Source organism: Archangium primigenium, from assembly GCF_016904885.1.
Classification (GTDB): domain Bacteria; phylum Myxococcota; class Myxococcia; order Myxococcales; family Myxococcaceae; genus Cystobacter; species Cystobacter primigenius.
Window position 1 is genome coordinate 6,379,415 of the sequence record NZ_JADWYI010000001.1, and the last position, 26,154, is coordinate 6,405,568.

At 69.4% G+C, this 26,154-nt stretch carries 24 protein-coding genes; 11 read left to right on the plus strand and 13 right to left on the minus strand.

Annotated features, from left to right (window positions below):
* Window positions 1-78: 78 nt before the first annotated feature.
* Window positions 79-588: a transcription elongation factor GreA gene (gene greA / locus I3V78_RS25925; RefSeq protein ID WP_204491120.1), complete on the minus strand. Its 510-nt coding sequence runs from the start codon at window positions 586-588 to the stop codon at window positions 79-81.
* A 169-nt stretch (window positions 589-757) separates the two neighbouring features.
* Between greA and I3V78_RS25930 the strand changes: the two genes are divergently transcribed.
* Window positions 758-1,264: an FHA domain-containing protein gene (locus I3V78_RS25930; RefSeq protein WP_204491121.1), complete on the plus strand. Its 507-nt coding sequence runs from the start codon at window positions 758-760 to the stop codon at window positions 1,262-1,264.
* Between the two features lie 4 nt (window positions 1,265-1,268).
* Here the strand turns inward: I3V78_RS25930 and I3V78_RS25935 are convergent, their stop codons facing one another.
* The 5 genes from I3V78_RS25935 to mutL all read right to left on the minus strand — a co-directional run bounded on the left by I3V78_RS25935 (window position 1,269) and on the right by mutL (window position 5,829).
* Window positions 1,269-1,772 (minus strand): hypothetical protein, encoded by a 504-nt coding sequence (locus tag I3V78_RS25935; protein WP_204491122.1) that lies wholly within the window; start codon window positions 1,770-1,772, stop codon window positions 1,269-1,271.
* An 84-nt stretch (window positions 1,773-1,856) separates the two neighbouring features.
* A complete protein-coding gene (locus I3V78_RS25940; protein WP_239576608.1) occupies window positions 1,857-2,834 on the minus strand; it encodes a tetratricopeptide repeat protein in 978 nt (325 codons plus the stop codon).
* Between the two features lie 197 nt (window positions 2,835-3,031).
* The gene (locus I3V78_RS25945; RefSeq protein WP_204491124.1) at window positions 3,032-3,733 is read right to left on the minus strand and encodes a hypothetical protein; all 702 of its coding nucleotides are present in this window, start codon (window positions 3,731-3,733) and stop codon (window positions 3,032-3,034) included.
* Between the two features lie 3 nt (window positions 3,734-3,736).
* Window positions 3,737-3,892, minus strand: a complete 156-nt coding sequence (locus tag I3V78_RS25950; RefSeq protein WP_204491125.1) for a hypothetical protein — start codon at window positions 3,890-3,892, stop codon at window positions 3,737-3,739.
* Window positions 3,893-3,972: 80 nt separating this feature from the next.
* A complete protein-coding gene (mutL, locus tag I3V78_RS25955; protein WP_204491126.1) occupies window positions 3,973-5,829 on the minus strand; it encodes a DNA mismatch repair endonuclease MutL in 1,857 nt (618 codons plus the stop codon).
* Window positions 5,830-5,930: 101 nt separating this feature from the next.
* Here mutL and I3V78_RS25960 point away from each other — a divergent pair, with 101 nt between their 5' ends.
* Complete coding sequence (locus tag I3V78_RS25960) at window positions 5,931-6,893, plus strand: NAD-dependent epimerase/dehydratase family protein (RefSeq protein ID WP_204491127.1); 963 nt, start codon at window positions 5,931-5,933, stop codon at window positions 6,891-6,893.
* A gap of 2 nt (window positions 6,894-6,895) precedes the next feature.
* The gene (locus I3V78_RS25965; RefSeq protein WP_204491128.1) at window positions 6,896-8,446 is read left to right on the plus strand and encodes a 1-acyl-sn-glycerol-3-phosphate acyltransferase; all 1,551 of its coding nucleotides are present in this window, start codon (window positions 6,896-6,898) and stop codon (window positions 8,444-8,446) included.
* Window positions 8,447-8,596: 150 nt separating this feature from the next.
* On the opposite strand, the gene I3V78_RS25970 is transcribed toward I3V78_RS25965, so the two are convergent.
* From I3V78_RS25970 to I3V78_RS25985, 4 genes are all read right to left on the minus strand, one after another.
* Window positions 8,597-11,146, minus strand: a complete 2,550-nt coding sequence (locus I3V78_RS25970; RefSeq protein ID WP_204491129.1) for a zinc dependent phospholipase C family protein — start codon at window positions 11,144-11,146, stop codon at window positions 8,597-8,599.
* 69 nt (window positions 11,147-11,215) lie between these two features.
* The gene (locus I3V78_RS25975) at window positions 11,216-12,016 is read right to left on the minus strand and encodes a hypothetical protein (RefSeq protein ID WP_204491130.1); all 801 of its coding nucleotides are present in this window, start codon (window positions 12,014-12,016) and stop codon (window positions 11,216-11,218) included.
* 247 nt (window positions 12,017-12,263) lie between these two features.
* Window positions 12,264-12,833, minus strand: coding sequence for a C40 family peptidase (locus tag I3V78_RS25980; protein ID WP_204491131.1), 570 nt, complete (start codon window positions 12,831-12,833; stop codon window positions 12,264-12,266).
* 210 nt (window positions 12,834-13,043) lie between these two features.
* The gene (locus I3V78_RS25985; protein ID WP_204491132.1) at window positions 13,044-13,610 is read right to left on the minus strand and encodes a VOC family protein; all 567 of its coding nucleotides are present in this window, start codon (window positions 13,608-13,610) and stop codon (window positions 13,044-13,046) included.
* A gap of 113 nt (window positions 13,611-13,723) precedes the next feature.
* Between I3V78_RS25985 and I3V78_RS25990 the strand changes: the two genes are divergently transcribed.
* Window positions 13,724-14,371 carry a TetR/AcrR family transcriptional regulator gene (locus tag I3V78_RS25990; RefSeq protein ID WP_204491133.1) on the plus strand — a complete coding sequence of 216 codons (648 nt, stop codon included), beginning with the start codon at window positions 13,724-13,726 and terminating at the stop codon, window positions 14,369-14,371.
* Window positions 14,372-14,397: 26 nt separating this feature from the next.
* Here I3V78_RS25990 and I3V78_RS25995 read toward each other — a convergent pair whose 3' ends face one another.
* Window positions 14,398-15,144 carry a M17 family peptidase N-terminal domain-containing protein gene (locus I3V78_RS25995; RefSeq protein ID WP_239576610.1) on the minus strand — a complete coding sequence of 249 codons (747 nt, stop codon included), beginning with the start codon at window positions 15,142-15,144 and terminating at the stop codon, window positions 14,398-14,400.
* A 192-nt stretch (window positions 15,145-15,336) separates the two neighbouring features.
* On the opposite strand from I3V78_RS25995, the gene I3V78_RS26000 reads away from it, so the two are divergent.
* Genes I3V78_RS26000 through I3V78_RS26010 form a run of 3 tightly spaced genes read left to right on the plus strand, consistent with a single transcriptional unit; the run spans window position 15,337 to window position 18,672 of the window.
* Window positions 15,337-17,154, plus strand: coding sequence for an amidohydrolase (locus tag I3V78_RS26000; protein WP_204491134.1), 1,818 nt, complete (start codon window positions 15,337-15,339; stop codon window positions 17,152-17,154).
* A 12-nt stretch (window positions 17,155-17,166) separates the two neighbouring features.
* Window positions 17,167-17,742 (plus strand): antibiotic biosynthesis monooxygenase, encoded by a 576-nt coding sequence (locus I3V78_RS26005; RefSeq protein ID WP_338023748.1) that lies wholly within the window; start codon window positions 17,167-17,169, stop codon window positions 17,740-17,742.
* An 18-nt stretch (window positions 17,743-17,760) separates the two neighbouring features.
* Window positions 17,761-18,672 (plus strand): LysR family transcriptional regulator, encoded by a 912-nt coding sequence (locus tag I3V78_RS26010; protein ID WP_204491135.1) that lies wholly within the window; start codon window positions 17,761-17,763, stop codon window positions 18,670-18,672.
* Window positions 18,673-18,773: 101 nt separating this feature from the next.
* Here I3V78_RS26010 and I3V78_RS26015 read toward each other — a convergent pair whose 3' ends face one another.
* Entirely contained in the window at window positions 18,774-20,414 is a 1,641-nt protein-coding gene (locus I3V78_RS26015; RefSeq protein ID WP_204491136.1) for a sensor histidine kinase, read from the minus strand.
* Between the two features lie 172 nt (window positions 20,415-20,586).
* Complete coding sequence (locus I3V78_RS26020) at window positions 20,587-21,660, minus strand: hypothetical protein (protein ID WP_204491137.1); 1,074 nt, start codon at window positions 21,658-21,660, stop codon at window positions 20,587-20,589.
* A gap of 108 nt (window positions 21,661-21,768) precedes the next feature.
* Between I3V78_RS26020 and I3V78_RS26025 the strand changes: the two genes are divergently transcribed.
* The 4 genes from I3V78_RS26025 (at window position 21,769) to I3V78_RS26040 (ending at window position 26,154) form a co-directional block, all read left to right on the plus strand.
* Window positions 21,769-23,082 carry a hypothetical protein gene (locus I3V78_RS26025; protein ID WP_204491138.1) on the plus strand — a complete coding sequence of 438 codons (1,314 nt, stop codon included), beginning with the start codon at window positions 21,769-21,771 and terminating at the stop codon, window positions 23,080-23,082.
* Between the two features lie 44 nt (window positions 23,083-23,126).
* On the plus strand, window positions 23,127-24,497 hold the full coding sequence (locus tag I3V78_RS26030; protein ID WP_204491139.1) for a hypothetical protein: 1,371 nt from the start codon (window positions 23,127-23,129) through the stop codon (window positions 24,495-24,497).
* A 39-nt stretch (window positions 24,498-24,536) separates the two neighbouring features.
* Window positions 24,537-25,382, plus strand: coding sequence for a hypothetical protein (locus I3V78_RS26035; protein ID WP_204491140.1), 846 nt, complete (start codon window positions 24,537-24,539; stop codon window positions 25,380-25,382).
* Window positions 25,383-25,536: 154 nt separating this feature from the next.
* Window positions 25,537-26,154 carry a hypothetical protein gene (locus I3V78_RS26040; RefSeq protein WP_204491141.1) on the plus strand — a complete coding sequence of 206 codons (618 nt, stop codon included), beginning with the start codon at window positions 25,537-25,539 and terminating at the stop codon, window positions 26,152-26,154.

Below are 26,154 nucleotides of genomic sequence, written 5' to 3' on the forward strand. Positions count from 1 at the left end.
CCCCTGCCGCCCACTCAAACGACACAGGGGAGCGGGCGTGAGCGCGCTCCCCTGCTCGACGGCTCGTCGTCCGGGGTCTCAGCCCTCGGACGCGCCCTCGTCGGGGTCCTCGAAGCGGATGTCCTGCACGTCGTACTCGCGCTCGCCGCCCGGGCTGCGCACCGTCACGGTGTCGCCCTTCTTCTTGCCGATGAGGGCGCTGGCCACCGGCGACGTCACGGCGATCCACCGCTTCTTGAGATCGGCCTCCAGCTCGCCCACCAGCCGGTAGGTGACCGTCTTGTCGGTCTCCAGGTCCAGCAGCTCCACCGTGGCCCCGAAGACGACCTTGTCACCGCCCAGCTTGGCCGTGTCGATCACCTCGGCGCGGGCGATCCAGTCGTTGAGGTTCAGGATGCGTCCCTCGATGTGGGACTGCTTCTCCTTGGCCGCGTGGTACTCGGCGTTCTCGCGCAGATCGCCGTGGGCCCGCGCCACCTCGATCTCCCGGGAGATCTTGCCGCGCTCCACGGACTGGAGGTGCTTGAGCTCGTCCTTGAGCTTCCGCAACCCCGAGGGCGTCATCGGAATGTTCCCGCTGCCGCTCATCACAACTCCTTTACTGCTCTCGCAAAGAGGTGAACGTCCAGGCGCCAGGCCCGCCCCTCCTCCTTTGGGGCCGGCGACCCGGGCCGAAAGGGCAACTGTAGGAAGGAGCTTGTGCCCGGTCAACGAAAGCCGCCCAGCCTCCGGCACATCTCTGTCATGCTGACGCGCCGTGCTGTCCATCCAGGAACTGCGCGCGCTTGGCGCGTCACTGACCCCCGGGGCGTTTCGGCGTCAACTCGGCCCCTTCGTGCTCGTGCAGCGCCCGCCGGGTCGGCCCGCGTCCGCGGTGCTCGAGCCCACGCGCGTGGCCTCCGCGGACGCCATCGAGAAGGGCATGCTGACGCTGCTCTTCGAGTTCGAGGACCTGCTCGTCACCACGCTGCCGCCCCTGGCGCGCGCGGAGGAGCTGGGGGTGGGTCGGCTGCCCGACTGCGACGTGTTCATCGACGACGCGTCGGTGTCCAAGCGCCACGCGGTGCTGCGCTGGAGCGACACGCCCGCGCGCTGCACGGTGCGCGACCTGGGCTCCACCAACGGCACCTTCCTCAACGCCCACTCGCTGGCCACGCGTGAGGCGGTGCTCAAGGACGGGGACATCCTGAGCTTTGGCAACGTGCAGTTCTGGTTCCTGATGACGGACACGCTGCACGCGCGGCTGCGCTCGCCCCGGCGCTAGAGGCTCAGGGCAGCGTGCCCGCGGCGGGGTTCTTGCGCGCGGCGGAGAAGGCGCCCTGGAGCGCGTCCACCGAGCCGCCCATCTCCCCCGCGTACTGCACGGCGTGGATGGTGTAGAGGTTGAGCACGTCCTCCAGGCGGCGGAACACCTGCTGGAGGCTCACGTTGGCGCGCGACTCGAGCGCGCAGTGCGCCTCGCGCTCGCGCAGCCGCGACAGCCACTGGGTGCGGAAGTCCATCCAGCGCTTGTCCACCGAGCGCGCCTGCTCGGAGGCCCGCACCAGCTTCTCGCGCTCGGACTCCAGCTCCGTCCACAGGGCGCTGGCCGCGTCCAGGCACTCGCGGTAGCTGAGCACGGGCTCCACCACGGGCTGCCGGGGCGGCGACATCGCCACCACCGAGCGCGTCACGCCGACGATGATCGCCATGCAGAAGGCGACCACGACGGTCATGTAGAGCGCGTAGGAAGCGATACGGAAGGGACGGTAGCGGGGATCGGGAGCGGACACGCGGGCCGTGTCTTAGTCACCCCCGAGACCCCTGGCAACAGGCGCGCGCCGGGCGAGGCCTCCCGGAGGAGGCCTCGCGGACATTCACTGGGCCGGAGCGGGCGCGGGCACCGGCACCGGGACCAGCGCGGGCTTGGGGGCGGCGGGGGCCGCGGCGGCCTCGGTGGCCCCGGAGCGCTGCCGGCGCACCGACGACTGGCGGCTGCGCATGGCCGGGGCGAACTCGCTGTTCGGGTAGGTGTTGAGCGCCTCCTGCACCGTGGACAGCGCCTTGTCCAGCTGGTTGGTCTCCTGGTACGACTGGGAGAGCAGCAGCATGGCGTAGTCGCGCGTCTTGGACTTGCGGTCCCCCTCGACGAAGCGCGCCAGCAGCGGCACCGCCTGCTCGTGCTTGCGCTCGTTGTTGTAGGCCACGCCCAGGAAGAAGGAGGCATCCAGCAACTGCTCGGGGGGCGGGTTCATCGCCACGAAGCGCGAGATCTCCTCGATGGTCGTCTTCATCTCGTTGCGCCGGAAGGCCGCCTTGCCGCGCTCGAAGGCCGAGTCGCCGATCTCCCGGCGCAGCGCCGCCGCCTTGTCGTTGAGGGCCGCGCGCTCCAGGGGCGTCAGGCGCGAGGTGTCCAGCTTGACGAGCTCGTCCACGCCCTTGAGCCGCTCGTCCCCGGGCAGGTTCGTCATGAGCCGGTAGACCTCGTTGGCCGAGCGCTGGGAGGTCTGCACCGCGGTCTGGTCCGCGCGCTGCTTCTCCAGCTGGCCGGACAGCTCCGCCACGGTCTTCTCCAGGCGCTCGCGCTCGGCCGTCGTGTTGGAGCTGCGCGCGGAGCCCACGAGCACCGCCCCACCGATGCACAGCGCCGCGAAGAGCACGTACGCCACGCCCGAGGAGATCCACTGCCGCTTCTGGAGATCCTCGTGACGCTTGCCAATCGCCTTCACCTCCGCGTGGAGGTTCTTGAGCAGATTGTCCGTCTTGATCACGAGGTTGCGCGCCTCGATGACCTCCTTGCGGATCTCACTCAGTTCCTTGGAGTCGTGATCGGACTTCATGTCGCCAGCAGCCATGGACATCTTCCTGTTGGGCCCGGTGGTGCTCTCGGCCTCTTCGCGCATCGTTAAGGGCTCCCTCGGGCGGCCTTGACGACCCCCGGTCGTGTGACATCGGCCGGACCAACAGGCCGTGCACCCCGGTGAATTTCCATCGCCCCTCCGGGGGAGCCCGGGGACCAGGGGGACGAGCGCCTGTCGAGGGCGCCTTTACACTACAAGGGACGGAATGGCCGAGAGGGATCCGGCGGGAACGAGTACGTCAGCCCCAGGGCGAACCAGTTGCCCCCCGCGTTGTAGGACGCCAGACCCTTGTTCTTCTCCGCGTAGGGGCTCTGCCCCCGGGCGAACGCCAGCCGGTATTCCGTGGTGAAGCCCCAGCGGGGCGTCAGGCGGAAGGTCGCCCCCACGGTGCCCACCCAGGGCTGCTGGATGAGCTCCTTCTGGCCCACGTCCTTGCCGTCGGCCTGGGAGAACACGAGCGAGGGGCCGCTCTGGATGCCGATGAAGGGCACCACCCCCTGGGGGGTGAGGACGTCCAGCAGGGTCTGGAAGCGCACGCCCACGAGCGCGCCATAGGTGTAGTTGGTGAGCGTCGGGGCGTTGGTCAGCTGGAGCCGCTCGCCGGTGGCGAACAGATCGATCCCCAGCTCCAGGTACTCCATGATGGCGTAGCCGAACGAGCCCGCGAAGAAGGGCCCGCCCGGGGACGAGCGCGCGCAGTTCTGGGCACAGGCGTAGGCGGGCAGCGCGTAGAAGCTGTTGTAGAAGGTGTTGTTGGACGTCAGCCGCCAGCCGGCCTGGACGGAGATGCGCCCCACGCCCTCCAGGGGGACCGAGCCGGAGTCATCCTCCTCCTGGGCGGACGCCACCGGAGCGGCCAGCAAGAGGGCCAACAGGGCGAGACGGCGCGACATCGTTCAGGATTCCTTCAGGCGCAAGGCGACTTCGAGGAACGTGGTGCGGCGGCGCGACAGGGCGGCGAGCAGGCACCACACCACGCCCCGCGAGCCGAACTCCCGACGGATGAGGCCCAGGTGATCCAGCACGTCCCTCAGGGTGATGACACCGAGCATCCCGCGTCTCCTCACGCCCCGGTGCTACAGGGGCGTGGCACACCGTAGCAGCGGGATCCCGAGCGTCAACTTTCCGACCGTCAGAGCCGCGTCCCCACGGGCCGGAGCGCGCGCCGCTCCAGCTCCAGGAGCGGCACCTCCAGCACCACCACCACCCCATGCAGGCACGGCGCGTGGAAGTCCGCCGCGTCCAGCTCCCCCAGGAGCGCCCGGAGCTTGCCCCCGGACAGCTGTCCCTCGGCGTGGCGCGCGGCATGACAGGCCAGCACCCGCAGGGGCTCGGCGAGCGCCACGGCATCCAGCGCCGAGCCCGGCGGCGGCAGCGCGCGCGCCAGGGCCTCGAGCAGCGCCTTGGCCTCCGCGCCCACCAGGGCCGGGGGCACGGCCTTGAGCGCGAGCGTGGTGCCCCCAAAGGGCTCCACCTCCAGCCCGAGCCGGGCGAGCGCCTCCTGCCCCTCCACCAGCGCGCGGGCCTGGGACACCGTCAGCTCCACGGTGGCGCCAAACAGCGTGGGCACGGGGGGCTCCTCGCGCTTGAGCGCCTTGAGGAAGTCCACGAGCCGCGCCCGCTCCAGCGCCGCGTGCGCGTCCAGCACCACCAGCGTGCCGCCGGGGCCCTCGCACACGTGGAAGCGCTCGCCGAGCAGCCCCAGGGGCTTGAGCGCGCCGAAGTAGCCCGGGGGCGGGGCCTCGTTGAGCTGGGGCTGGGCCTGGCCGAAGGCGGGCGCGCGTCCGGGCAGGGCCACCGCCGGATCCTGGGAGGCGAAGAGCGACTCGGTCGAGCGCGGCGGGAGCGCGGCGTCCTGGGTGCCGGGCAGCGTGGGCAGCGGCGCGCCCCAGGCGGCGTCCTGGGCCCGGGTGAGGAAGCGCTCCACCGCCATGGCGTAGTGCGCGGCCTGCCGGGGCTGCTCCGCCGCGCCCTCCGCCGTCGGCGGCCCGAGCCAGGGCGCCGCCCGGAGCGCCCGGGAGATGGCCGCGTTGAGCGTGTCCCCCACCCCCTTGGCGTCCGCGAAGCGCACCTCCTGCTTCTGCGGATGCACGTTCACGTCCACCGCCCGGGGGTCCATGTCGATGAACAGCACCACCACCGGCTGGCGCCCCGCGGCGAGGAACTCCTGGAAGGCGCGCTGGATGGCGCTGTTGAGCCCCCGGTCGCGGATGTAGCGGCGGTTGACGAAGGTGTAGATGCCCCGGGCGTTGGGCAGCGTGTACTCGGGCGAGGCGATGTAGCCCGTGACGTTCACCCCCAGGCGCCGCTCCTCCACCGCCACCAGGTGCGGGTGCACCCCGGGCCCCAGCGCCGCGGCGATGCGCTCGCGCGGGTCCGCCCCCGCCGAGGGGCTGGTGAAGAGCGCCTGGCCCCCGTGCTCCACGAAGAACGCCACGTCCGGGTGCGCGAGCGCCAGCCGGATGACGGCCTCCTCGGCGTGCTGCAGCTCCGTGGACTCGCGCCGCATGAACTTGCGCCGCGCCGGGGTGTTGTAGAACAGGTCCTCCACCTGGATGACCGTGCCCACCCGCGGCGGCGCCTCCTCCACCAGCGGCTCGCCGCCCCCCTCCACCAGGATGCGCGTGCCCACGTAGGACTCGCGCTCGGCCGTGGTGAGCGTGAAGCGCGACACGGAGGCGATGGCCGGCAGCGCCTCGCCCCGGAAGCCCTTGGTATTCAAGGTGAAGAGGTCGTCCAGCTCGCGCAGCTTGCTCGTGGCGTGGCGCTCCAGGCACAGCCGCGCGTCCTCGGGGTTCATCCCCTGTCCGTCATCCGAGACGGTGATGCGCCCGAGGCCCCCCCGCTCCAGGGACACCCGGATGGTGCGCGAGCCCGCGTCGATGGAGTTCTCCACCAACTCCTTCACGACCGAGGCGGGGCGCTCCACCACCTCGCCCGCGGCGATCTTGTTGATGAGGACGTCACTGAGCCGGGCGATACGTGCCATGGGAGGTCATATCCTGCGCGGGACCCGGCACGTTGGCCAGTAAACCCGACGCATCGCGGCTGACAAGCGCCGGGCGGATGCGCTATCACGCCCACTCCCCTATGGAAGCCACTCAAGCGAGCAAGGGCGGCCTGCGCGTCGCGGTGACGGGGGCGGCCGGCGAGCTGGGCCAGCTGCTGCTGCCGCTGCTGGAGCAGGACGCGGACGTGGAGAGCATCCTGGTGCTGGACGTGGCCAAGCCCGCCGGCGACAAGGTGGAGTTCCACCGCGTGGACCTCACGCGCCACGACGCCGAGGGCGAGCTGAGCGAGGCGCTCGCCGAGCACCCCGTGGACGTCTTCTACCACCTGGCCTTCCTCCACGGCCCCGTGCGCGACGGCTCGCTCGCCCACGAGCTGGAGGTCATCGGCACCATGCACGTGCTGAGCGCTGTCGGCCGCGCCCGGGTGCCCCGCCTCATCGTGCCCTCGCTCACCGCGCTCTATGGCGCGCGCGGCGAGCACCCCGCCCTGCTCTCCGAGGAGACGCCGCTCGCGGGCTGCCCCGGCAGCCGCTACATCTCCGACAAGGTCGAGGTGGAGCGGCAGGTGCGCGCCTTTCGCGAGCGCCACCCGGAGACGCGCGTCATCGTCCTGCGCTTCGCGCCCCTGTTCGGCCCGCGCATGGACAACCCCGCCACGCGCCTGCTGGCCTTTGGCGTGGTGCCCACCCTGTTCGGCTACGATCCGCTCTGGCAGGCCCTGCACGAGGAGGACGCCGCGCGCGCCCTCATCCAGGCCCTGAGCGCCAACGCCGAGGGCGAGTTCAACATCGTCGGCCGGGGCGTGCTGCCCCTCTCCGCGCTCATCCGCCAGGCCGGCGGCCAGCCCCTGCCCCTGCCGGGCCCCCTGCTCCGGGCCGCGCTCCAGACGATGATCACCTTGGGAGGGCCGGGCTTCCCCGTGGCCCTGCTCGACTACATGCACTACGGCTGGGTGGCCAACGGCGAGCGCGCGGAAGAAGAGCTCGGCTTCATTCCCATGTTCCACGCCCGGGATGCCGTGGCGGCGATGCGGAGGAGTTGATCATGGCCAAGGGTGTGCTCGGAAATGATCCCTTCCAGCGAGGCGCCGCCGCCCGCTCCCCGGAGTCCGCGACCGACAAGGCCTCGGGGAAAGCCCCGGTGAAGAAGAAGGACGCCGGCAAGAAGGCCGCCCCACCCCCGGCCCGGTCCGAGCCCCCCGCGAAGAAGACGCCCCCGAAGGCCGCCGCTCCGAAGCCCGAGCCGAAGGCCAGGGCCGCGCCCCCGAAGCCCGAGCCGAAGACCAAGGCCGCCGCGAAGTCCGCGAAGCCCCCCCCGCGCGACCGGAAGTCCACGCCGCCGCCGCCCGCCGCGGTGCTCGCCGCGAGCGCCGAGATGGGCATTCCCGCCCCGGCCGCCGAGCCCGTCGTCACGCCCGTCCCGGCGCCCCAGGCGGGAGAAGCCCCCGCCCCCGTCGTCGAGTCCCCCGCCGCCGAGGCCGTGGCGGTCGCCGAGGCCGTGGCGGAACAGGCCTCCCTGCTGGAAGAGGCCACCCAGGCCGGCGTGGCGGACGAGGCCCTGCGGGAGCTCGAGGAGACGTTGGGCGAGCCCATCGCCGTCCCGGGGAGCGTGGACGTGCCGGGCTTCGAGGCGCCGCCCGAGCCCACGCCCACGCACAGCGCCTCGGACATCTTCTTCACCTCGGACTCGCCCGGGGCCGAGCCCGCGCGCGTGGGGGACCAGATGTCGGGCCTCCTGTCGCTCGCGCGGGACGTGGCGTTCCAGACCTTCACGAGCGAGCGGCTGAGCCGCACGGTGGGCTCGGCGCGAGGCTTGGTGGGCGCGACGCTCACGAGCCTGGGCCTGGGCACGGGCAGCACCGCCGTGGACGAGTACGGCAAGGACGCCACGCTGGCCAACGTGCTGCGGCCGGTGCTGGACTTCCTCTACGAGCGCTACTGGCGGGTGTCGGTCCAGGGCGCGAGCCACGTGCCCGCGGGCCCGGTGCTGCTGGTGGCCAACCACTCGGGGGCGCTGCCCTTCGACGGGCCCATGCTCCAGCAGGCGCTCTCGCGCGAGCGGCCGGACCTCCAGGAGGCGCGCTGGCTCGCCGAGGACCAGGTGTTCCACGCGCCCATGATGGGCACGCTGATGAACCGGCTGGGCGCGGTGCGGGCCTGCCCGGAGAACGCGCTGCGGCTGCTCGACGAATTGCGCCCGGTCATCGTCTTCCCCGAGGGCAGCCAGGGCATGGGCAAGCCCTTCGCCCAGCGCTACCAGCTCAAGCGCTTTGGCCGAGGCGGCTTCGTGAAGCTCGCCCTGCGCACGGGGGCGCCCATCGTGCCGGTGGCCATCGTCGGCGCCGAGGAGACGACACCGCTACTGGGCCGCATCCCGGCGGGCTTCCTGGGCCTGCCCTACCTGCCGGTGACGTCGCCGCCCCTGCCCGTGCGCTGGATGCTGCGCTTCGGCGAGCCCATCGGCATGGGCGAGTTGCCCCCCGAGGCCGCCGAAGACATGTCCCAGGTGCAGCGGCTCACCGAGCGCACCCGCGAGTCCATCCAGGGCATGCTCCAGGCCCTGCTCAAGGAGCGCCGCTCCGTCTTCGCGGGGTAACACCCCTCCAGGCTCGAGTTGTACCCGAACCCGGATGGCCAGTTCGCGGCTCAATCCCGCCGACCCCCTCGCCCCTCGGAACGGACCCGCAGATGAGAAAAGGGCCCGGAATCGAGCGATTCCGGGCCCTTCGTCCTTCTCCCTATCCGCTCAGCGGCACGTGCGATCGAGGAGGTGCCCCACGTACGTTCCCGTGTTCACGCTGCTCACCATCAGCCCGTGGAGCGACTGGCCCGCGGCGCACTGCAGAGCGAATTCGGGACTGAGTGGCTGAGCGCATTGAACGTCCTTTCCCTCCAGTTGCCCTCGCTCTCGAACCACGCCCGTGCCGGGTTCTCTGCACCAAATCCTGAGCTTCGAGAGGCCGGTCGCGCTGCACCAACTGGCGTTTGGCGTGGAGGTGGACCAGCCATTGCTCGCACTCACCCGGTAGAGCACCTCTCCGGGATTGCAGCTCAAGGAGAACGGCTCGCCGCCCGTTCCCCCGAGCGGGCCCACGTCACGCACAGGTCCCACGGCCATGTCCTCCTGCCTGCGCGCGCACTGGATGCCCAGCGAATCCACCCAGGCGAAGCTCTTCCCATAGACTCCGACCATCACTTCGTCCGCTCCACACTCAAGGGGGCTGACCGGGACACACTGGTTGGCCGCGTTCAGCGCGAAGCCCGTCGCGCAGGGCGGCGGGCCACAGGCCCCCCCCGAGCACTCCTCGCACGCGCCGGTCTGGGCCACCGCGAGCGGCATGGATTGAAGCGCACGGACGCCCGAGAGCTGAGGGGATGCTCCGGGTTCCAGCGGGAAGCGGAGCTTCGTCTGGGACACGTCCTTGGGCAACCAGACATGCCAGGGCTTCGTGGCCCTGGGGTGACCCACGCCAGGCACTCCGTCCAGCCGCACCAGAGCTCCCAGATCGCCCGCTGGCTGACTCAGGGTGACCTCGAGCTCGACGTTGCCACACGCGTTCTGGACGTCCTGGGCCCGGAGTCTCGCCACCTCGCCGCACTCCGCCTCCATGGCGGTTTGCTTGGGTTCATCCCAGAGGTCTCCCTTCTGGCGCATGAAGAAGCGGGAGAAGAGCCCACAGTCCCGCGTGAGGAACATTCGCTGCTGACTCGAGACGATCCACTGGTTGGAGTCGTCCAGTGAGCCGATGTAGCCCAGGAGGAACTGGCCCTGCGGCAGATAGCGCGCCAGCTGTATGTCAGGCTCGGGATGAGCCCAACCCACCGCACCCAACACGGGCTTCCACGTCTTGTTGTCCAGGAATGAGAACTGGATGGCCGCTCGGGTGTTGTAGGCCGGTGCGAAGCGGTCCACGTCGAACAGCATCGGAGAACCCTTCAGGCCCATCAGTCCATTGAGCTGGGAGCTAGTGCTGGGCGCGGCTGGCAGCTGGCGATCCACATCCGTCGCGGTCGCCTTGAACACTTCCTTCCACTCGTCCGGCGTGTGCCCCGTGGCGGATTTGACGAGGTGATCAAGGATCGCATCCTTGAGCTTCTTGATGAAATCCAGCCCAAGCGCGCCTGTGATCTCCTCGATCACACTTGTGAACGTCGAGCCGAGGGTACAGGCAATGTCTGGCGAGCCAATCATCGAACAGAGGTATCGACGCTGGTAGCCTCGCAACACCTCGCGAGCGGCGCTCAGGTCCATACTGCGGTCAGACTTCATGAAGAGCACTCGCGCCACCTCTGTGCTCGTCGCGGGCCAAGCTCGCAGCCCCCGATCGATGTCCAAGGTCCAGGCCTCGATATAGTCGATGCCGATCCCACTGATCTGGTGGTTCAGGAGTGCCGTACGGTAGTACGCTACCTCCATGCAGGCAATGAGCTGCGCCGAGATGCAACGGGCTTTGCGATCTTCGACCTGATCCTGCAACCAGCGCTTGTGGGTATAATAGGCACTCACCTTGTCCTCGAGCCCCGCCCGGAGGCGGGAGAAGATGCCAGGCAGGCTCTTGTAATAGGTGCTTGCCGTCATCTGCCAAATCTGGATCTGGCGCCGCTGATCTTTCGGGAGGGTCTTGTTGTTCAGCTGGCCGTCGCGGGGCCTCCGCGCGTCGATCATCGTCCGGTAGATGAAGTCGTTGACCCGTGCCGTATCAATCACATACGAGCCTGGGCCTCGCAGCGGGGGCGTATGATTGCCGACGTACCCCTCGACCGCGATATGCCGGGTGGCATTGTTCAGCGGCAACAGGGTGAAGGGTCCTCCGGAGTAATGGTTGACGAAGGTGTGTCCGAACATGTCTCCGGCGGCGTGCGCGAGGAAGCCCAGGTAGAAGGAGCGCTCCGCGGGCGATTGGACCTCGGACGCCAGCAGTTCGAGCCAGGCCCTGGTCCCATTGAGCTTCTCATCATTCGTGTCGGGGTGGATGGTCTGCTGCCCGAAGATGAGGTCCGGGTATGCATCGGGCCCGAGCACTCCGGCGCGGTACTCCGCGGGGTGGTCCCGCAGGGCCTCGTAGTTCCCGGGGCTGGCCTGGAAGGTCCCCAGGCTCCGCAGGATGCTCGCTCCGGCGAAGTCCACCTCATTCAGTTGGAGCAGGCCCGCTCGTTTGATCAGATCCTCTCGCGCCTCTTCCGCGAGATACACATGGGTGATTGGCTTCCAGGCCCAGGCCGCAGCGGGCAACAGCAGGACAAGGTAGCAGGACAGGAGCACGAAGAAGCGGCTGCGAAGGTGATAGTCGAACATGGGCAGTCTCACGGATGATCAGGGCCAGGCGGCACACACCGCACCGGCAAGGCGGGCGAAGCGGGGGTACTACTCCTCGGGGGACGGGGCCGGAGGGCTGACGGTCCAGTTCGCCACAATCTCCAGCGAGCCATCTCCCTGGGGTCGCCCCAGCTGGACGAGAGCCTCCTGCGGACGGCCCAGCAGCGCGAGGGCCGCCGCCTTGCCTCCGGGCGCGCTCTCCGGCACCACCCGCCAACTCCGCATCCAGATCAGATCCTCGCCGATCGCACTGGAGGCACCCGCCCCGAGCAGCGCGTAGTTCCCATTGGACAGTACGAAGGCAATACCGGGACGATAGCCGTCCACGTCCATGACCTGCACGGCCATGTCGCCCCGGGAGTCTCCATCGAAGTCGCCATAGGAAACACACGGCCGTGCCAGACAACCCACCTGGACCTTGTCACCGAAGTGCTGGCTGATACGGTCGCGCATCACGGAGAGGTCCGTGGCGAACGAGCCATTGATCGGCTCCTCCGTCTCGATTCCGGAGGACTCCATCTCCGGGGCGGGGACATACTGGTAGGACTTCAGGGCCTCCTCGACGTTGGCGAGCGCCTGCTCCTCCTCGGGCGTATCCACCGGATCGCGGAGATGGGCCCTGATCAGCTCCATCATCTCGGCGGGTGACGGGGTGGACTCGAAGGTCCGCTCGCGTGTGTCCGACGAGGGAGGCGTGTTCGGGGGAGGCGTGGTGGTCCCGGTGGGCGGTGGAGCCTCGGGAGGGAGTTCCTCGGTGGGCTTGCGCGACTCGGAACACGCGACGAGCGACCAGCACAAGATCGTCGCGAACAGCGTGGAGTGACGTGAGGCAACGGCGGGTGTTCTCATGAGTTCTGATCCCAGGGTCGTACACCTGGGAGCGCGCTCTGGCGCCCCCGGTGAGACCACGGTGCCACTCGTGAGGGGTAACGCTTGTGAGACGGCTTACCCCCCCCGTATGAACCGCATCACAGCGGGACTTCGACCCTTGGAGAAGGTGTCCCTGGCCGACATGTCCGCCGCGAACCGCGCCGGGACCTTGCCGTCCAGCAGCAGGACACTGTCCCACCTGCAAGGGGGCACGGCTTGGGAATGATCAGCCCTGCACCCGGACGGCGGTGGAGGGGATGGTGCACAGCGAGGGGTTCTCATACAGGCCCACGCCGTCTTCCACGTGGAAGGCCTTGATCTCCTGCGCCGCGCCGGTGCTCTTGTTGCGCCCGACGTAGAGCGACACGTGCGAGATGTTCCCCGCGGCGCAGGCGCGGTAGATGATGAGATCCCCCGGGCGCTTCTCCAGGGGGCTTACCCTGCGGCCCCAGGTGTCGATGGCCCAGGTGTCCACCCGCGGCACATTGAAGCCCGCCTGGCTGTAGGCGTAATAGACCAGACCCGGGGCGTCGAACCCGTCCGGGCCCGCGCTCCCCCGCACGTACGGCTTGCACAGCTGGTCGCGCGCCACCGTGATCGCCTTCTTGACGTTGGCGAAGTCCGGCTCCTCCCACGGATAGTCCGACGGGCGCGAGCACAGCTCCCGTTGCTCGACGCCCGCGCCCTCCGTCGGCGCTCCGTCCTCCCAGGCCTCGGGACCCGCGTCACAGCCCACGAAGGACAAACCGAAGATGAACGATGACGCGGCGACGGACAGGGAGTTGCGCAAGGCCATGCGGGTGCTCCTGGATGAGAGGGAAACCCAAGGTACCGACGCGTGATAAACCCATCAATGAATTCTTGAAATGCAGCTTAATGGGAACGGGGAAATACAATCGTGCTGTGAGATTGAAGTGTATCTCCGCGAAGTCCGCGGCTGAGGAAGAGGCCCACCCCTCAAGGGACCGCCAGGCAGGCCACGATGGGCAGACCCCTGAGGGTCGCGCTAGCGGAAGTACTCCGCGGGAATCGAGTCGAAGCCGCGCGGCTGGGTCTGGGTGTGGGGCCGCGCGAGCTCCGCGGCGGACTCCCCCGCGCGCAGCCGGCTCGCCAGCTCGCGCGGGTCGATGTCCGCCCCGAAGGGGTTGGCGTTGAAGCGCTCCGACTTCATGAAGTGCTCCGCGTCCTCCATCGTGGCGAAGTTGTCCACCTGCAGCTCGATGTGGTTGCCATCCGGATCCCGGTAATAGAGCGACGTCGTCGGGCCGTGGTTGACGCTCCAGAAGGGCACGATGTCGGCCCGCGCGAGGCGCTCGTACGTGTCCAGCAGCGCCGACAGGTCCACGTAGGTGAAGGCGATGTGCTCCAGGCCTCGCGTCTTGGGACCGGGCTGCTCCGTGGCCCCCGTGTCGACGATGCCCACCCGGTGGTGCTCGTCATCGTAGGCCAGGAAGCAGATCTGCCCGTTCTCGTACGACACCCTCGCGCCGAGCACGGCGAGGTACCACTCGCGCATCTGCTGGAAGCGGCCGGTGCGCAGGACGATGTGGGCGAGTTTCGAGGGCGAGGTCATGGAGGGCTCCTGGGCGAAAGCAACGGTTGCGTTGCATTGCAGGGATAACCCCGGGCGCTTCCAAATGCAACGGTCCCGTTGCGATTTTTCCCGGGTCGGGTAGCGTTCCTCCCATGAGCCGTGGAGACAGTGGAGGGGCCGGGCCCGCGCCCCGCGCCAAGCAGCTGCGGGGCGAGGACCTGGAGGCGAAGGTGCTCGAGGTGGTGTTGGGCGAGGTGTGCCGGGTGGGCTACGAGAAGCTCGCCATCGAGCAGGTCGCCGCGCGGGCGGGCGTGAACAAGGTCACGCTCTACCGGCGCTGGCCCACGAAACAGGAATTGGTCCAGGCGGCCATCCGGCGCGCCGTGGACGTGACCCCCGAGGAGCCCGACACCGGAACGCTCCGCGGAGACCTGATCGCGCACTTCGACGTCCTGCTGCGCACGGTCGTCAATCCGGCGCTGCGCGCGCTCTTCCGGCTGCTGTTCGACGCGCGGGAGGACGAGCCCCTGGGGGCGCTCGTCCACGGGCTGCGCGCGCAGAAGGACGCCCAGGCCATGCAGCTATATGAGCGGGGCATCGCGCGGGGCGAGCTGCCGCCCGACGTGGACCCGCGCTTCCTGCACGGCGTGCTCTTCGGGGCGGTGATCAACTTCGCGCTATTGCAGCCCCCAGGCACGCGGGCGCTGAACCTGGAAGCCCTGGTGGACCTCGTGCTCACGGGCGCGCGGCCGCCGCCCAAGCGGGCACCGAGCGCGTCCCGGCATCCGCCTGGAGCCTGATGAGGAGCGGGAGGCGGCGGTCCTCGTTACTTGCTCGAGGGGGCGGCCTTGACGCGCACGTAGGGCGAGCCGTCCCGCTGCTTCAGCGCTTCTCCGGCCTTCTGGATGGCCGCGGCGACCTGGGTGCTGGCGCTCTCGAAGTACTTCGGTCCCGCCTCGATGACCCAGGAGGCGAGCGTGAACCGGGGCGCCAGCCCTTGCTGCTGAAGCCGCTTCTCGGTGTCGTAGGCGAGCAACACCTCCTCCACCACCGCCCCGTCCCCCTCCCCCACGTCGATGACGTCGCTGCCCTGATCGCGCAGCGTCGGGGCGAACGAGACGTTGCGCGCGCCCAGGCGCACGGCCTCCCGCAGGGCGATCCGTCCCGCCAGGCGCAGGCGGTCGAGCGACAGCTCCTTCGCGGCGCCAACGCCAATCAACAGCACCCGCTTGGGCGTGATGGAGCGGGCCGGCGGCGTGTAGAGCAGCGTCTCGCCCAGCTCACCCACGAACTCACCGCGCTCGCGCAGGGCCGATAGGAGGCCTCCCTGCTTGTCGTTGAAGTCCTGCATCGCCTCGATGTAGCGGTCTCCCGCCGGGTCGTGCTTGAGGATGCAGAGGATTTGCAGGTCGGTGGTCTGGGTGACGGGGCCGATCTGCTTGACGGAGACGGTGAGGCCCAGCGGGGTCTCGAAACGCTTCTCCGGCGGCGCATCGGCCAGGCCCCGAGCGGGCATTGCCAGCGTGAGCACGAGCCCCATGAGCAGCCATCCACGATTCCGTTCGAAGTCCAAGGTGTCCTCCAGATGGGGCCGGGCCGATGACCGCCCGGCAGGGTCCGGGAATATCCCGCGGCTCGCCGCGAATCAGCCCCTCCGTCCATCGCATCCGTCGATGGAACGCATGAAGACAGGGGGGGTTCCCAATCCCCTCCCCTCGACTAAGGTTTTTCGGAATCCGACATTACCCCGAGGGAGACAAGCGCCATGGCCACCGCGGAGCTCATCTTGAAGCAGGGGCGCATCGCGACGGGAGACCCCCACCGGCCGCGTGTGGACGCGGTGGCCATCCAGGACGGCCGCTTCCGCGCCGTGGGCACGGAGGCCGAGGTCATGGCCTGGAAGGGCGCGGACACCCGGGTGATCGATCTGGGCGGCCGGACCGTCATTCCCGGACTCATCGACTCGCACATCCACACCATCCGCGGGGGGCTGAACTACAACCTGGAGCTGCGCTGGGATGGGGTGCCGTCCCTGGCGGATGCCCTGCGTCGGTTGCGCGCGCAGGCCCAGCGGACCCCTCCCCCCCAGTGGGTGCGCGTGGTGGGCGGATGGAACGAGTTCCAGTTCGCCGAGAAGCGACTGCCCACGCTCGAGGAACTCAACGCCGCGGCGCCCGAGACGCCCGTCTTCGTCCTGTATCTCTATGGCCTCGCGCTGCTCAACGGGGCGGCGCTCCGGGCCGTGGGCTACACGAAGGACACGCCCAATCCGCCCGGCGGGGAGATCCAACGGGACAAGCAAGGCCATCCCACGGGGCTGCTCATCGCCCGGCCCAACGCGTCCATCCTGTACTCGACCCTCGCCAAGGGACCGCGGCTGTCCTACGAGGACCAGGTCAACTCCACGCGCCACTTCATGCGCGAGCTCAACCGGCTCGGACTGACGAGCGTCATCGACGCGGGCGGCGGGTTCCAGAACTATCCGGACGACTACCGCGTCATCGAGGAGCTGCACGCCCAGGGGCTGCTCACCGTGCGCATCGCCTACAACCTCTTCACCCAGAAGCCCCAGGGGGAACTCGAGGACTTCCGCCGGTGGACGGCGACGACGACCCCCGGCCAGGGGGACGCGTTCTACCGGCTCAATGGCGCGGGGGAGATGCTCGTCTTCTCCGCGGCGGACTTCGAGGACTTCCTCGAGCCGAGGCCGGACCTGCCCGCCACGCTCGAGGACGAGCTCGAGGCGGTGGTGCGCCATCTGGCCGAGCACCGCTGGCCCTTCCGGCTGCACGCCACCTATGACGAGTCCATCACGCGCTTCCTGGACGTCTTCGAGCGGGTGAACCGGGACGTGCCCTTCCAGGGGCTCAAGTGGTGGTTCGACCACGCGGAGACCATCTCCCCGCGCAACCTGGAGCGCACGCGGGCGCTCGGGGGCGGCATCGCCATCCAGAACCGGATGTCCTTCCAGGGCGAGCATTTCCTCGCGCGCTACGGCGCGGAGGCCGCGGCCCACGCCCCGCCCATTCGCGGCATGCTCGAGCTGGGCATCCCCGTGGGCGCGGGAACGGATGCCACGCGCGTCTCCAGCTACAACCCCTGGGTCTCCCTGTACTGGCTCGTCACCGGGACCACCGTGGGGGGCCAGGCGTTGCGCCCCCCCACCCAGCGCATGAGCCGGGAAGAGGCCTTGCGCCTCTACACCGAGGGGAGCGCCTGGTTCTCCGGCGAGGAGAAGGACAAGGGACGCATCGCCGAGGGGCGGCTGGCCGACCTCGCGGTGCTCTCCGGCGACTACTTCTCGGTGCCCGAGGAGGAGATCAAGCACCTGGAGTCGGTGTTGACGCTCGTGGATGGCAAGGTGGTGCACGGCTCGGGCGGGTTCGCGCCGCTCGCCCCGCCCCTGCCGCCGGTGAGCCCGGGCTGGTCGCCGGTGACGCTCGGGGGAAGAGGCGCCTCGGCGGCGGGGCCCGCCCCCTCCGGGCATGCGCACGTCCATGCCCATCCGCACCCGCATCCCCACCCGCACGGGTCGCTGTTGACGGGGCCGTGGGACCGGGGCTGTGATTGTTTCGTCTTCTGAGGAGGTCTGGACGTGAGGGAAGTCGTGATGGAGGGCACGAAGGTGCACGCGGACTGTGCGCGGCCCGCCAAGATCGTGTTGGAGCGGCGCGTGCGGCCGGGCGCGCGGCCCGCATTCACCCGGTGGCTCGAGGAGCTGATGGCCGCGGCGGCGAGTGCCCCGAACCATCAGGGCTCCAGTGTGTTCACCGTGGGAGAGGACGACTTCTACATCCTCCTGCGCTTCGCGACCCAGGGGGATCTCGAGCGCTGGCAGGCCTCGGCCGGGACGGCGGAGTTGCTGCACCGGGGCGATGAGCACGCGCTCGCGTCCGGGCAGGCCCACGTGCGCAGCGGCCTGGAGACCTGGTTCACGGTCCCGGGTCGGCCCGCCCCTCCGATGCCGCCACCACGCTGGAAGATGGCGCTGGTGACGTGGCTCGCGCTGCTGCCGCAGGCGCTGCTGCTCGGGCAGATCATCCCCTCGGGGCTGCCAGTGCTGGTGCGGGTGTCGCTCGCCACGGCGATCCCCGTGGCCATGCTCACCTGGGTGTTGATGCCGCGCCTGACGAAGCTGCTCTACGGATGGCTCTACGCCCGCGCGAAGTAGGGATGCGAAGATGGGGGGATGCTCGACGCCCTCACCCTGGATCAACTCCGCACCTTCATCGCCGTCGTGGATGAGGGCAGCTTCTCCTCCGCGGGACGTCGGCTCAGGCGCGTCCAGTCCGCGGTCAGCCATTCCATGGCCAACCTCGAGAGCCAGTTGGGGGTGAGGTTGTGGGACCGGTCCACCAAGGTGCCCACGCTCACCGAGGAGGGCCGCGTCCTGCTCACCGGCGCCCGGCGCATCTGCGCCGAGGTGGACGCGCTCAAGCGGGTGGCCGAGTCGTTCGCGACGGGCCTGGAGACGAGCGTCTCGCTGATCGTCGACGCCATCCTCCCGATGCGCGCCATCGTCGATCTCTGCCGGGAGTTCGCCGTGAAGTTCCCCACCGTCCAGTTGCGCTTGTCCCTGGACACGCTCTCGGCGGTCTCCGCCCGGGTGCTCGACGGGACGTGCCAGGTGGGGGTGATTGGCCCGGCGGCCCAGGCGCGCGGGTTGGAGCGCAAGCACCTCACCTCGGTGCGGATGGTCCCGGTGGTGTCCCGGGAGCATCCCCTCGCCCGCCTTCCGGGTCGGCTCGAGGCCGCGGCTTTCGCCGACCACGTGCACATCGTGTTGAGCGAGCGCGATCACACCCAGCCCACTGACGATCAGGCCATCCTGTGCTCCAACACCTGGCGCGTCGCGGACCTGGGCACCAAGCACGCCCTGCTGCGCGGAGGGCTCGGCTGGGGGAACATGCCCGAGCACATGGTGAAGGAGGACCTCGCCAGTGGCCGGCTGGTGCGCCTCGAGGTCGCCGCCTGGGGGGAGGACACCTGGCTGCTGGCGTTGTCCATCGTGCACCGCCCGGAGTTGCTCAAGGGGCCGGCCACCCGCTGGTTGCTGGAGCGCATGGCCGAGCTGTGCTGGAGGGATCTCGGGGAGCCCTGAGGCCCTTCCGGCGGTGCGCACGTGCCCGCGTGGGGACGCGGGGCGTTGAGCTTCCAGTTCTCGCTCACCGCAGTGACGCGGCGCAACGTCCGCGCACCGCCTCAGTCGGCGGGCCCACTCCCGGTGACGACAGGCACGGCGAAGAAAAACGTCGTCCCCTGGCCGGGTCCGCTCTCGACGTGGACGTGTCCTCCATGCGCCTCGATGATGCTTTTGACGATGAACAGACCCAGGCCAATCCCTCGGCAGTCATTCGGGTTGGCCTGCCAGAAGCGCTCGAAGAGATGCGCGCGGGTCTCATCGGAGAGCCCGGGACCCGTGTCCGCCACCAGGAACTCCACCTGACCTCCCGCCACGCGTCCTCCCAAGCGCACGCTGTTTCCGGTGGGCGTGAACTTCAGCGCATTCCCCACCAGGTTGGAGAACACCTGAAGCAGGCGGTCACGGTCTCCCCGGATGAGAGGCAGTTGCTCCACGTCATCGAGGCGCAGTTGGACATCACTCGCGAGGGGAAGCAGCGTATCGAATGCCTCCCGGAGGAGCGCTTCCGCGGAATGAATGCCCATGTTCATGGACAGCGATTGCCCGGCTTGCAGCCGGGACACGTCCAGCAGGTCCTCCGTGAGCCGCTTCATCCGATGCGCGGACAAGGAGATGCGGCTCAGCCATTTCTCGAAGTTCTCGGCCAGACCCATCGGCCCGGCGTCCCCCGCCTTGGTCTTCATCAACCGCGTCGCCATGAGGATGGCGCTCAGCGGATTGCGCAGGTCGTGCGCCACGATGCTCAAGACCACATCACGGGCCTCGATGGCCTGACGGGCGCTCTGGTACAGCCTGGCGTTTTCGAGTGCCAGGCCGGCGAGCCGCCCCAGTTGCACCGAGGTCTGCAAATCCCTCGCGGTATAGACCCGGTTGGACTCGGAGGAGATGAACATCAACGCGCCCAGCAATTGGCCGTTGACCACCAGGGGCACCCCCATGAAGGAGCGCGGTGCGACCTGGTGAAGCAGCTCCAGGTGCTTGCGGCTTTGGGCCATGAGCGGCAGCATCTCCGGCGAGACGTGCGGGACGAGCACGGGCTGGCGGCCTTCCATGGTCTGCCGTGCGAGGTAGGGCTGGCTTGCGTCCAGCAGGAAGCCCCGCATCGAGTCCAACGTGGACGGGTGAACCGGGCGCCGGTGGGCGACCTCCACGATGCGCACCTGGGGCGGCTCTCCGAGATAGACCAGACACCAATCCGCCAGCGACTCCGTCGCCAGTTGTGCCACGCGCGAGAGCGTCCGGTCGTAGTCCAGCGACGTGGAGGAGAGCAGTTCTCCGGCGTGCATGAGGTAGCGCTGGGACTCCTCTCGCTGCGTCTGCTCGGAGACGTCCCGGAGGATGATCGCCAGGACGTACCTGTCCTCCCCCACCGTGAGTTTGGAGATGGTGGCCTCCGCGGAGAACTCCTCGCCCCCCTTGCGCACTCCAGCGAGGTGCCGACGCTCCCCCATTCGACGAGAGCGCTCCTGGCCCTCGGCGAAGTGTTGGATGAGCCGACGATGGGTGTGCCGGAAACGTTCGGGCAGCAATAACTCGAGGCCCTGACCGATCGTCTCCTCGGCCGTGTAGCCGAAAATCCTCTCCGCGCCCTGGTTGAACTCGGTGATGTGTTGTGTGTCGTCGATGACGATGATGGCGTCCGCGGAGACGGTGACGAGTTGCGCCATCCAGTCCTGTGATGCCGATCGCCTCTTGCTCATACTCCCTCCGGCCATCGCGATGGGTCGCGGCGACACGCCCCACCTTCCAACACACGTTCAGCCAGCCCCTCATTTTATCAGGAGCGGCCGTGAGCGTCACGCCAGCGGGGGGGGGACGGCCTTGGTGCCAGGAGTTGTCCCGAGAGATATTGTGATGTGAAACGGAATCGTCCTACTGGGTCGCCCAGAGGCCACCCCTCCCCCACCAGGCACGCCATGACGGACGGATGCGGTTCCAACAATCCTGCTCGTCCCTGGCACCGGACGCGCCCGCCTGGCGCAGCGTGTGGGTGAGTTCCATGAGCAGTGGGCCGCGCGACCGCGCCTTCTTCTCCTCGCCCCCTGGCCGGGGCAGGACGGAGAGGACCTCGACGATGCGCTCCTGGGCATCGTCGGGTGACATGCGGGTCCCCAGCGCGGGTGACTTCTTCACGTGCTCGGACCGCTCCTCCAACTGCAGCATCCGCTCGGAGATGCGCTCCGTGTGGCGCCGCACGTCCCTCCGGGTCGGCGAGTCGGACGCCTGGTAGCTCTCGACCTCCACCGCGTGGGTGTCCTCGCGCAGCCGGGGGAAGAGCTTCGAGCGGGGGTGCAGATCCAGGAGCCCGGCCAGCGCGAAGCCGTGCAGCTTCGCCTCGGGTGACGGGGACTCCAGCAAGCGGTCGACCGCTGGTCGTGCGAAGCCTCCGAGCGTCGCGAGCTCGTTCCTCAACCGCGCGAAGTCCTCGCGCTCGGGCAACAGCGTGGCCCACGGGCCGGTCTCGTCGCCACCCCCCTCAGGGGGCCTGCGCTCGGCGATCAGCGCCTCGGTGGTGGTGACCCGCGTCCAGGGCTCCACGAGCCGCAGACCCCGCTTCACCTCGGCGGCCATCCAGGCCCTCAGGTGGGGGTGGGCCTCGAGCCGCTCCAGGGACACCCAATGGCGCGTCAGCTCCCGGAGGGCCTCCAGGAGACGGGCGCGGCTCGCGTCGTCTCGCGCCGTGCGCGCCTGCTGCTCGAGTCGAGGCAGCAGCTTGTCGGCCCAGGGCAGCAGCCGGAGGAGCGCTTCCAGGCGCTGGGCCGGCTCCTCTTTCACGAGCCAGCCCACCAGTTCCTCCGGGGTCTGCCGCCCGGTGTCGGGTGGGAGCTCCACCGGGGAGCGCACGCTCGCGGGCCGCGCGTAGGGGTCCGTCTCCACCGCCTGGGCACTCGCGCCACCCGCCGCGAGCAAGACCCCCAGCACCACGCCTCGCGCACGATTCCTCATGCCCCGAGCCTCACCCAGGCGAGCCCGAAGCGTCCAGCCCCCGCGCGTCACACTCCGGGGGACGCCCCTCCATTCCCATGGACAGAACAGCACGTGCCCGGGGAAACCATGGCCGCCGATCCACAACAGCTCTCGCAGGCGATTCATGACCTCATCCATGACGCCCTGACCACCGCGCCGCCCGGCGGCCAGCCCGTGATGGACCCCGCCTCCACGGTGTTGAGCTTGAGCATCCCGGGTCTGCCGTTGGATCCCACCGAGTTCGCCAATCCCTGGACGCCTCTGAATCCCGGGGGAAACCCCGTGACGGCGGAGAACTTCGCCGCGCTGGTGGATGCCATCCCCGAGGTGTCCACCGTCTACACCCCCACTGGCCAATCCATCGAGACGCTCTATGGACAGCTCGTCCAGGCCAACACACCCACGACGCCTCCGCTCCCGATGCGCGCCCCACGGGGACGGTTCCTCCAGACGCTCGTCGAGACTCCGGCGTCTCTCCACGCGCTCGATCTGAGAATGGCTCACGAGGAGGCCGTGACCCGCTACATGTCACGGCTGCTGCAGGTGGACATGAATGATCCCGCCGAGAAGCAGCGCTGGGAAGCGAGCGCGGCGGACCTGAAGGCCCAGCTCCAGGTGACGGCCCAGGCCCTGAAGGCCGAGGGGGCAGTCTCCGCCGTGGGCTCGGGCCAGGCCGAGGGCCAGAACGCCAGCGTCGCCGCGCTCTTCTCCACGGCCCGGCTCAACTTCGAGCTCAGCACGCTCGGAAGCATGTGGGGGCCCGGCTTCACGTGGCACATGACCCTCGCCCAACCTCAGAACTGGTTCACCCCCGAGGCGTCTTTCTTCGAGGTGGATCTCAGGACCAGCCGGACCTTGCCCCTCCGCGGCCCTGGCCGCGGCCTGCCCTTCGCCGCGCGCACGCCCCTGAACTCCGGGCTGTGGGGATACCAGGCGCAGGGCAGACGCTTGCGTCGGCCCGTCGCGCGCGAGTCACTCGACATCCGGGTCCAATTCAAGTTCGCGCGTGTCGCCATCCGGCGGCCGTGGCTCGACGCGTCCCTGTTCTCCCTCGGGGGCTGGGCCATGGCGGGCAGGCCCCGCCTAGCCTTGTCCACCGGCTCGCTCACGGGCAACACCGGCATCTTCCCGCTGCTGCCCACCGCGCTCATCGTCGCCCGGGAGCTGCGGGTCTCCGCCGCCTGGTCCCAGGCCGACGTCACATTCATCCGCGAGCGCCTCCAACAGAAGGACCTGACCTTCGGCCCCTTCGCCCTCTCGGGTCAGTACCAAAGGCCTCGCGCCCGGGCTCCGACCCTGGCCCGAGCCACCTTCGACGGCGTGACCATCTCCGCGCCGGACCTGCAAGCCATTGGCCAGATGAGCCAGCTCATTCCCGCCTGCCCTCCGCTCGACGGGTGACAGGCGGACCCACGCAGTACCCCGCAGTCCGAGGAGTCCACACCATGGCAATTGATAGCAACAAGATGCTGCAGTCCATCTACGACGCCCTGTACGGCTCGTTGACGGGGGACGTGCCAGGCTTCACCACGGCGCGCTCGGTGCCGCCGACCAGCGGCTTCCTCACCATGCTCAAGCCTGGCCTGCGCATCGAGCCGATGCTGTATGCGAATGCCTGGAGCCCGGTCAACCCCGAGGGCAGCGACGTCGCGGGACGCGCGCTGGCGGAGCTGGTCTCGCAGGCCCCGTCGCTCAACCCCATGTACACGCCGATTGGCCGCGTCGAGGACTTCTACGAGGAGATCGTGCGCGCCGAGGTCGATCCCTCCCCGCCCAATCCGGCGCAGGAGGCCGCGGTGGCCGCGGCGGAGAACTTCCTCTTCGATGATGGCGTCCAGTACGACGAGGTGACGGGTCAGCCGGTGACCGTGCCCAACTCGGTGGATTCGCCGGCCTACACCAACTACAAGAACAAGTTCCTCCTGTACGAGGCCGCGCTGACCTCGTACCTCGCCCAGTGGCAGCAGGTCGACCAGACCAGCACCAAGGACATGCAGGCCTGGGCCATCATCGCCCCCATCCTCCAGACGAAGGTGCGGATGGCCTACGCGGAGTACGAGACCAGCAAGCCCGGCGTCATCAAGGAAAAGGAGAGCATCCTCGGTCAGGCGTCGCAGACCAGCCTCGTGCGCCGCTTCGCCGAGGCGCGGCGCAACTTCGAGCTGGCGCCCCGAGGCGAGGGGTTCAGCTCGTACCTGCCGGTGCAGGTCTTCCCCGCCAACTGGGCCACCACGCAGGCCTACTCGACCGTCGACCTGAACTCGAGCGAGATGCACACGTCGAGCAGCTCGAACTTCGGCAAGTGGAACGCGGGCGGCAGCCTCAACTTCGGCCTGTTCAGCATCGGCGGCGGGGGCGGCCGGGCCTGGTCGAACCACACCCTCCACAAGGACACCACCAACCTGCGCCTCTCGTTCCAGTTCGCCCGGGTGGACATCCGGCGCGCCTGGCTCAAGGAGAACCTGCTGACCACCACGGGCTGGCGGGTGGAGGGCCGGGGCAAGAGCGCCTACTCGACCGGCAAGATCGATCCGTCCAACACGGGCGTCTTCCCCCTGCTCCCGGTCGCCTTCATCGTGGCGCGCCAGGTCCGCGCCACCGCCAGTTGGAGCGCCGTGGACAAGCAGACGTTCTCGCAGACGATCCAGGCCGGCGGCGGCATCCGCATCGGGCCCTTCCAGTTCGGCGGCGGCGGCGGCTCGACCCAGACGACCTCCTCGACGTGGTCGGCCTCCAACCAGACGGAGCTGTACACGCCGGACCTGGAGATGGTCGCGTACCTGAACCGTGTCATTCCCGCCTGCCCCCCGAAGTAGGGGCCGACGTGGGCACGCGCGAGCACGAGGAGCACGGCGATGACGAGCATTGACACGCTTTACGAGCAGCTGTCCGAGGTCGGCCTGGGCTACGTCACCCTCGAGGTGCCCCCGCGTCCGGCCGAGGAACTCCAGGCCCCCGAGGCCCTCGCCCGCGCCGCGGACGAAGTGCCCCGTTTCGAACCCGAGCGGCGCGCCACGGGGCGCACCGTCTCGGCGCTGTACGCGGAGATCCTCGGCGCCACGGTCGTGGAGCCGCCCCGCGAGGTCCCTCCGCACGTGGCCTCCGCGCGGGAGTTCCTCTACACGGATGCGGCGGAGCACGTGCCCACGCGCGCGTACCAGACGTATCTCACCTACAAGCAGGCCTACGACGCGGCCCGCGCCGCGGGACGGTCCGGAGAGGCCGAATGGAGGAAGCTCCAGACGGCGCAGCCCGGCCGCATCGAGGCGGCCCTGGCGACCCTCTCCTCCTTCCACCAGGGCGACGTGAGCGTGGCCTTCGCCTCCGCGCAGAAGGCCTTCGCCGCCGGACAACGTCAGGGAGAAGCGGGGCCCTACCTGGTCTGCAACGCCCTCCCGCCGCACTTCTGGGCGCCTCGCCCCGACGCGGAGGACACCGGAGAGGAGGAGCGCCCGTTCACGCGGGTGCTGCTCGAACGCCCCTGGCTGCGCATGGCCCTGCTCAGCCGCGGCGGGTGGTCCGTGCCTGGACGCGCGGTGGAGGCCTACTCGAATGGGCGGGGGGACGACAGCAACACGGGACTGCTGGCGCTCATCCCCATCGCGCTCTTCATCGGGTGGCAGGACGACGGGACGCCCCTCATCCTTGGGTGGGACAACCTGATCGTCCCGCCTTGCCCGCCGCGCGCCGACCCACCGTGAAGGCGTCGTGAAGGGACCGCACATGTCACGAACAGCCCGACTCCCGCTCCTGGTCCTGCTGGCCACCGGTTGCTCCCCCCCCGGGGTGGAGCCACCCGGGGAACCGCCCACGCCTCCCGACGGACAGCCTACGCCCTCCTACTCGGCGGAACGGGTGACGAGCGCCTGCGACGACCTGTCTTCCGCCGAGGTGCTCGAGTTCGGCACGTTCACCCAGGTGACGGATTACACGGACCTGCCCTTTCCCTTCGCCTTGTTCGGACAGCCCGCGACCCGGTTCGTGGCCTCCGCGCAGGGCTTGATCTTCCTCGGCGGCGCCTCCCTGTTCGTCGCCACCAGCCCAGCGCCCCAGCGGCCCCCGGACGCGCGGATACCCAACGGCTGGGTGGCGCCCTTCTGGGATTCACGGCTCACCCCCCTGGATGCCAGACGGAGTGACGTGCGGGTGCTGAGGACGGGGACCGGCGCCACCGAGCGGCTGGTGATCGGCTACCAGCACTTCACGCTGCGCGTCCCGTCGGAGACGGTGCCCAACCCCGAGGTCCGGCTGTCCTTCCAGGTCGCCTTGCTGCGCGAGCGTCAGGCCATCGAGTTCCGCTATTGCCAGTTGGAGCCAGGCCCGGGGGCGAGCCAGGAATTGCGCGCTCGGGTGCTCGGCTCCGCCGCCGAGATCGGGCTCGAGTCCGCCGAGGGCGATCTCGGTGCGTCCTTCTCCTTCCAGGAGCCGCTGCTCTCGGAAGGCGGCGCGATCCGGTTCACGCCCGGGCCCTGA

Coding starts and splice junctions, on each gene's coding strand:
- greA (WP_204491120.1), bottom strand. CDS start 588: ATGAGCGGCAGCGGGAACATTCCGATGACGCCCTCGGGGTTGCGGAAG.
- I3V78_RS25940 (WP_239576608.1), bottom strand. CDS start 2,834: ATGGCTGCTGGCGACATGAAGTCCGATCACGACTCCAAGGAACTGAGT.
- I3V78_RS25945 (WP_204491124.1), bottom strand. CDS start 3,733: ATGTCGCGCCGTCTCGCCCTGTTGGCCCTCTTGCTGGCCGCTCCGGTG.
- I3V78_RS25950 (WP_204491125.1), bottom strand. CDS start 3,892: ATGCTCGGTGTCATCACCCTGAGGGACGTGCTGGATCACCTGGGCCTC.
- mutL (WP_204491126.1), bottom strand. CDS start 5,829: ATGGCACGTATCGCCCGGCTCAGTGACGTCCTCATCAACAAGATCGCC.
- I3V78_RS25960 (WP_204491127.1), top strand. CDS start 5,931: ATGGAAGCCACTCAAGCGAGCAAGGGCGGCCTGCGCGTCGCGGTGACG.
- I3V78_RS25965 (WP_204491128.1), top strand. CDS start 6,896: ATGGCCAAGGGTGTGCTCGGAAATGATCCCTTCCAGCGAGGCGCCGCC.
- I3V78_RS25970 (WP_204491129.1), bottom strand. CDS start 11,146: ATGTTCGACTATCACCTTCGCAGCCGCTTCTTCGTGCTCCTGTCCTGC.
- I3V78_RS25975 (WP_204491130.1), bottom strand. CDS start 12,016: ATGAGAACACCCGCCGTTGCCTCACGTCACTCCACGCTGTTCGCGACG.
- I3V78_RS25980 (WP_204491131.1), bottom strand. CDS start 12,833: ATGGCCTTGCGCAACTCCCTGTCCGTCGCCGCGTCATCGTTCATCTTC.
- I3V78_RS25985 (WP_204491132.1), bottom strand. CDS start 13,610: ATGACCTCGCCCTCGAAACTCGCCCACATCGTCCTGCGCACCGGCCGC.
- I3V78_RS25990 (WP_204491133.1), top strand. CDS start 13,724: ATGAGCCGTGGAGACAGTGGAGGGGCCGGGCCCGCGCCCCGCGCCAAG.
- I3V78_RS26000 (WP_204491134.1), top strand. CDS start 15,337: ATGGCCACCGCGGAGCTCATCTTGAAGCAGGGGCGCATCGCGACGGGA.
- I3V78_RS26010 (WP_204491135.1), top strand. CDS start 17,761: ATGCTCGACGCCCTCACCCTGGATCAACTCCGCACCTTCATCGCCGTC.
- I3V78_RS26015 (WP_204491136.1), bottom strand. CDS start 20,414: ATGAGCAAGAGGCGATCGGCATCACAGGACTGGATGGCGCAACTCGTC.
- I3V78_RS26020 (WP_204491137.1), bottom strand. CDS start 21,660: ATGAGGAATCGTGCGCGAGGCGTGGTGCTGGGGGTCTTGCTCGCGGCG.
- I3V78_RS26025 (WP_204491138.1), top strand. CDS start 21,769: ATGGCCGCCGATCCACAACAGCTCTCGCAGGCGATTCATGACCTCATC.
- I3V78_RS26030 (WP_204491139.1), top strand. CDS start 23,127: ATGGCAATTGATAGCAACAAGATGCTGCAGTCCATCTACGACGCCCTG.
- I3V78_RS26035 (WP_204491140.1), top strand. CDS start 24,537: ATGACGAGCATTGACACGCTTTACGAGCAGCTGTCCGAGGTCGGCCTG.